Consider the following 6119-nt stretch of genomic DNA (forward strand, 5'->3'; position numbering starts at 1 on the left):
GTAGGTTCCTTTGTAGTGGTACTTGTTGTTGTGGTAGTCGAAGTTGTAGTTGTTGTCGTAGTTGTAGTTGCTGGTTTATTTGAAGTGTTTACAACTTTGATAACATTCGAATCATTGATCGGTTCTACTTTTGATGTATAACCATCAGGTGTATTCGTTTCTTCTACTGAATAAACAATCGGTTTACCATCTTTAATACCTGGCAATTTAGAAAATTCAGCAGACCAACCAGAAGCCTTCGTCAAGGTCTTAGTCATACCTTCCAATTTTTGACCGTTTGCCAATAATTGAACAGTAATGTCTTTACGAGATGATTCACTATCACCAACCCATTCTTTTTGAACAGTTACTGTTTTATCTCCAGTTACCCAGAAGTTCAATTCTGTGTTGTTCCAGAATGCTGGGTCTTTCAATGGTGTCTTAATTTCATCAGCTGTTAAAGTAGCATCATTATCAACACGGATAGTTGTCTTAGGAATCAATGTTTGGTATTCAACGATTAATTCATCGCTACTTGCTTTTTTGAAAACATCACTTACGTCTGATAAATTCACAGTAAATCCGTTGCCATCTGCATCGAATTTCACATGTTTCCAGAAATCCCAACCTGAAGCAACTACTTGTCCACCTTTTCTAAGTGTGAATGATGGTTTCAAGTAAGTTCCTACAAAGAACTCATTTGCTGCGTGGTTCGCTGCTGGTTTGAATGTAATCTTAGAGTAATCTACAGCTGGAGCTTTGATTTTATCTGAAACTACTGGGTTCGTGATGGCTTGTTTCTTAGCATCCCCATTGACACGGATAAACCAAGTAGTTAAATAATAGTCATCTCCAACATTCATCCAAGCATAGTTTTCTGAAACATCTAATTTGAATTGTTTAGAAACAAAATCACCAGTCTTATTATATTTATTTAAGACTGCTTCGAAAACGCCAGGGCCATCAGGACGTGTAATGATGACTGATTCTGAACCTACTCTTGAAGTAGCGGTTTTATTTCCAGGATTTCCTGGTGTGTTATCCCATTCTGCTTTGTATGAGTAGCCACCTTTTACATTTTGGTTCATGGATTCGATTGCTTTTTTGAAAGTAAACGTAATCTTTTTGTTTGTCATCGTAATCGTAGCGACTTCAGCACCATTAGCTTGTAATGATTGCGCTGCGACTTCAGTGATATTGACACCTTCTGGAGCATCGATGGTGAACGTATCCCCTTCTTTAACAGATTTACCAGTCAAATCCCAGTCAAATGAGAAGGTAACTTTTTGTCCATTTGCTTGAGCTTTCAAATTTGAAACTACTGGTGTTACAGTGGCTGCACTGACAGGTTTAATTACTGATAAACCCATTGCTACCACACTGATCATAGCTACAATCATAGCTATTTTCTTGTAAATAGATTTCAAAATATCCTCCAATCTTTTTCTTGTTCAATCCCCCTTGTTTTTCCACATAGTGACAAATGTATGTGTGATCGTGTAACAGTATTAATTTCTGACTTTGCTCCGAAAAATCAGTTATTTGTTCTATATTATCAGTAGTAGAGTAGATTATTTTGAACAGTTCAAAATAATCTAACACTACCATATTCATCTTGAAAGAACCTTCCATGGGCCTAACAAGATGCAAAACTTCCCCACTAACCTTGACTGTTTCGATCAAAAACATTGGGTTATCACAAGTATAGTATTAGCAATGATAATCAATCTCCTAATAGTGAACAGGATCCAATCCTATCAGCTATTTAGATTACAATCACCACCATTATAATTATATGCTTTTGTATGCACAAGTCAAGCTAAAAGCAACAAAATTATATACAAATGTTCATGTTTATATTTTCCTCCTTTGCCCCTTTATTTCCCGCCATTTTCGCCTTTCATGATATAATATTCAGATAAGAAAAAGAGGAGACCAAAAGCTAGATGATCACTTCAAAATACGATTGGCAGTTGGCTGCGACAAGTGTAGATGAGGCCTTTTTGGCCCTTGCCAAAAAAGCAGGTCTGGAAGCGTCCGTAGCAAGCTTACTGTATGAGCGTGGCATTCAGACCAAAGAGGATTTGGAAGATTTTTTAGAACCCAGGCTGGAAAAGCTACACGACCCTTATTTGCTCCATGATATGGACAAGGCAGTGGAGCGCATTCGACGGGCCATCGAAGATTACGAGCAGATCCTCATCTATGGAGACTATGACGCGGACGGGATGACTTCGGCCTCTATTATGAAGGAAACCTTGGAGCAGATGGGTGCAGAGGTGCAAGTCTACCTACCCAACCGCTTCACAGACGGCTATGGTCCCAATGAGAGTGTCTACAAGTACTTTATCGAGCAGCAAGGTATTTCTTTGATTGTCACGGTGGACAATGGCGTGGCAGGCAATCAAGCCATCGCCATGGCTAAGGAAATGGGAGTGGATGTCATTGTGACCGACCACCACTCGATGCCAGAAGTCTTGCCAGATGCTTATGCGATCGTCCATCCGGAGCATCCAGATGCGGCTTATCCCTTCCGTTATCTAGCAGGTTGTGGCGTGGCCTTTAAGCTGGCCTGTGCCCTCCTAGAGGAAGTACCAGTTGATCTTTTAGATTTGGTAGCCATCGGGACCATTGCTGACATGGTGAGCCTGACAGATGAGAATCGAATTCTGGTCAAATACGGCCTGGGTGTTCTCCAACATACCCAGCGAATGGGCTTGCAGGAGCTCTTTGAGATTGCGGGGATTCGTCCGGAGGATATTAATGAAGAAACAATTGGCTTTCAGATTGCTCCTCGTCTCAATGCCCTTGGCCGCCTGGATGACCCTAATCCAGCCGTCGAACTACTGACTGGTTTTGACGATGAAGAGGCGCACGAGATTGCCCTCATGATTCATCAGAAAAATGAAGAACGCAAAGAGATTGTCCAAAGTATCTATGACGAAGCCAAAGCCATGGTTGAACCGAGCTTGCCCGCTCAGGTCTTGGCCAAGGAAGGCTGGAATCCTGGGGTTCTTGGCATTGTCGCTGGCCGTCTATTAGAAGAACTTCATCAGCCGGTCGTCGTCTTAAGTATCGAGGATGGACGAGCTAAGGGGAGTGCTCGGAGTCCTGAGGCGGTCAATATCTTTGAGGCTCTCGATCCTCACCGCTCGCTCTTTGTCGCCTTTGGAGGACATGCCGGTGCAGCAGGGATGACGCTCGAGGTGGATCAACTCCCTGCCTTGTCTAAGGCCCTTACCGACTATATTGCAGAGCAAGAGATTGATCTCAGCAGTAAGTCCAGCTTAGCCATCGACGAGGAACTGCATCTAACCGATCTCTCGCTTGAGACCCTGAAAAGTTTTGAACGCTTGAGCCCTTTTGGCATGGACAATAAAAAGCCAGTCTTTCTGGTCCGTAATTTCAAGGTAGAAGGGGCGCGCTCGATGGGTGCTGGCAATGCCCACTTGAAACTAAAAATTTCTCAAGAAGATGCAACCTTTGAGGTGGTTGCCTTTGGCTTGGGAAGCTTAGAGTCGGAATTTGCGCAAGTGCAAAATCTGGAGTTAGCTGTGCAATTGTCGGTCAACCAATGGAATGGCCAAACAACCCTTCAACTCATGCTGGTTGATGCGCGTGTGGATGGCGTGCAGCTCTTTAATATTCGCTCCAAAACGGCCAGTCTCCCCGCCGGTGTTCCTGTTCTTGACTTTACTAAAGAATTGCCAAATCTAGCAGGTGCTTCCGCTGTAGTGGTTGGAAATATCCCTGAGGATATAGAGCAACTGCGTCACATCTTTCAAGAGCATGATTTCCAGGCTGTGTATTTCAAAAATGAAATCGCCAAAGCTTACTATCTGACAGGATACGGCAGTAGGGACCAGTATGCCAAGCTCTATAAGACCATCTATCAGTACCCAGAGTTCGATGTCCGATACAAACTCAAAGACCTAGCAGCCTATCTCAAGATCCAGCAGATCCTCTTGGTCAAAATGATTCAGATCTTCCAAGAGCTAGGCTTTGTGAACATTGAAAATGGCATCATGAAGGTCAATAAAGCAGCAGAAAAACGAGAAATTGCTGAAAGCACCATCTACCAAAACCTCAAACAAACTGTGAAAGAACAGGAGTTGATGGCTCTTGGAACGGTTCGCGAAATCTACGACCATCTGACAGGACAGGCCTAATGAAAAAACACTTAAAAAACTTCCTCTGGCTCACTCCCATCCTGCTTTTTTTCCTTTATTGGTTGGGAGTCTACCTGAGCCTCAAAAACCCCATGGAAGAAATCAACTACTCCGAAAATGGTGGTGTAGTGCGCAATTTGATGGTCAAGCCCTACATACAAACAATCGGAAGTGATCGCTTATGGGATAAAGCTGAAGGGTTTAAAACAATTGCTTATCCTAAAAATATTGTTGGTGAAAAAGAGTATTTATCTGTAACACTTAATAGTGATACACCAGATTGGTTCTATATGTATGAGTATGATTTAGATAATAATGCTACGATATACAGTAATTTTAAATACGACTCCTCCAAGAAAGTCTTTTACCAAACCGACCTCTATCTAACAATCGATGAAACAAGCTACAAAGGCCAACAACTTCTTGATCAACTTGCCACCTATGGCAAAGACAGGACTTGGTTGAAAAAGCAAAGTAAGAAAGTTGTTGAACAATACATCTTTGGTACTTGGTTTAGGAATGGAAGCTCCCGTTATTCCTTGAAAAACTTGGGAAATATGAAAATCGAGTACAATAAATTGATAGAAGAATAGTAAGGAAGTTATGAAAAAAAGTCTAAAAATTACTCTCTGGCTTACCCCCATCTTACTTTTCTGCCTTTATTGGTTAGGAATCTACCTGAGTCTCAAAAATCCCATGGAGGAGATCGTTTACTCTGAAAATGGTGGCTTGATGGGCAATGTGATGTTCAAACCTTACACGCAAACAATTGGAAGTGGTTTTACTTTTGGGGAAAATGAGGGACATCAATCTTTTCCTTATCCTAAAAATATTGTTGGTGATCATCAAGATCTTTCTGTGACGATATTTAAGGGTACTTCGGATTGGCTATATATGTATCATTATAAGTTGGACAGTAAAACGATGATTGGTTGTTATTTTGTTTACGACTCTTCTAAAAAAGCTTTGGTTCAAGACGATGTTTATTTATATGAGAATGATAAAATTTATAAGGGGCATCTTTTACTGGATAAACTTTCTACCTATGGTAAAGACCGTACTTGGTTGAAAAAACAAAGTAAGAAAGTTGTCGAACAGTACATCCTTGGTACTTGGTTTAAGAATGGAAGTTCCCGTTATTCCTTGAAAAACTTGGGGGATATGAAAATTGAGTACAACAAATTGTTAGAAAAATAGTGAGAAATCTATGAAAAAACGTCTAAAAAAAATCCTCTGGCTCACACCCGTATTACTTTTTTGCCTTTATTGGCTGGGAATCTACCTGAGCCTTAAAAACCCTATAGAGGAGATCGTTTACTCTGAAAATGGTGGCTTGATGCGCTATATCACAGTGAATCGATTTACTCAGTCGATTGGCAGCTTGCGTGTTTGGAAGGAAGACGAAGAATTTCAGATTTACCCTTATTCCGAAGGAATTGTTAGCGGTGATGAGCAACTTTCAGTCCTGATGTTTCATGATTCATCTGATTGGGCATTTCGATATGAAGTTGATATAGCTAAGGATGTTAAGGTTTGTTTTAAATTTACCTATGATTCTACTAAAAAAATCTTTAGGCAGGAGGACCTATATCTTTCTAAAAGTGGGGTAAGATATAAAGGTCAACAACTCCTTGATCAACTTGCCGCCTATGGCAAAGACCGGACTTGGTTGAAAAAGCAAAGTAAGAAGGTCGTTGAGCAATACATCCTAGGTACCTGGTTCAAAAACGGAAGCTCTCGCTATTCCTTGAAAAACTTGGGGGATATGAAAATCGAGTACGATAAATTGATAGAAGAATAGTAAGTAATCTATGAAAAAACATCGGAAAACACTTCTCTGGCTCACACCCATATTACTTTTTTGCCTTTATTGGCTGGGAATCTACCTGAGCCTTAAAAACCCTATGGAGGAGATCGTTTACTCTGAAAATGGTGGGATGATGCGCTATGTGATGTTTAAGCCGTTTACAG

At 41.1% G+C, this 6119-nt stretch carries 6 protein-coding genes; 5 read left to right on the plus strand and 1 reads right to left on the minus strand.

The genetic code is table 11. The features are described from left to right. Positions 1 to 1406 (minus strand): Cna B-type domain-containing protein (locus tag BTU61_RS08635; RefSeq protein ID WP_200773197.1); only part of this gene is annotated, 1406 nt, incomplete at its 3' end. Positions 1407 to 1925: 519 nt separating this feature from the next. On the opposite strand from BTU61_RS08635, the gene recJ reads away from it, so the two are divergent. The 5 genes from recJ to BTU61_RS08660 form a co-directional block, all read left to right on the plus strand. After that, positions 1926 to 4148, plus strand: coding sequence for a single-stranded-DNA-specific exonuclease RecJ (recJ, locus tag BTU61_RS08640; protein ID WP_200773198.1), 2223 nt, complete (start codon positions 1926 to 1928; stop codon positions 4146 to 4148). Beyond that, entirely contained in the window at positions 4148 to 4741 is a 594-nt protein-coding gene (locus BTU61_RS08645; RefSeq protein ID WP_200773199.1) for a TipC family immunity protein, read from the plus strand. Before recJ ends, BTU61_RS08645 begins: the two co-directional genes overlap by 1 nt. Positions 4742 to 4751: 10 nt before the next feature. Next, complete coding sequence (locus tag BTU61_RS08650; RefSeq protein ID WP_200773200.1) at positions 4752 to 5345, plus strand: TipC family immunity protein; 594 nt, start codon at positions 4752 to 4754, stop codon at positions 5343 to 5345. Positions 5346 to 5355: 10 nt separating this feature from the next. After that, positions 5356 to 5949, plus strand: coding sequence for a TipC family immunity protein (locus BTU61_RS08655; RefSeq protein ID WP_200773201.1), 594 nt, complete (start codon positions 5356 to 5358; stop codon positions 5947 to 5949). A 10-nt stretch (positions 5950 to 5959) separates the two neighbouring features. Beyond that, positions 5960 to 6119: TipC family immunity protein (locus BTU61_RS08660; RefSeq protein ID WP_200773202.1), on the plus strand; the 160-nt coding region annotated here is incomplete at its 3' end.

Source organism: Streptococcus lactarius (genome assembly GCF_016642265.1).
Lineage (GTDB): Bacteria > Bacillota > Bacilli > Lactobacillales > Streptococcaceae > Streptococcus > Streptococcus lactarius.

Bases quoted from the DNA above. Each gene is read 5' to 3' on its own strand.
- recJ (WP_200773198.1), top strand. From the start codon at position 1,926: ATGATCACTTCAAAATACGATTGGCAGTTGGCTGCGACAAGTGTAGAT.
- BTU61_RS08645 (WP_200773199.1), top strand. From the start codon at position 4,148: ATGAAAAAACACTTAAAAAACTTCCTCTGGCTCACTCCCATCCTGCTT.
- BTU61_RS08650 (WP_200773200.1), top strand. From the start codon at position 4,752: ATGAAAAAAAGTCTAAAAATTACTCTCTGGCTTACCCCCATCTTACTT.
- BTU61_RS08655 (WP_200773201.1), top strand. From the start codon at position 5,356: ATGAAAAAACGTCTAAAAAAAATCCTCTGGCTCACACCCGTATTACTT.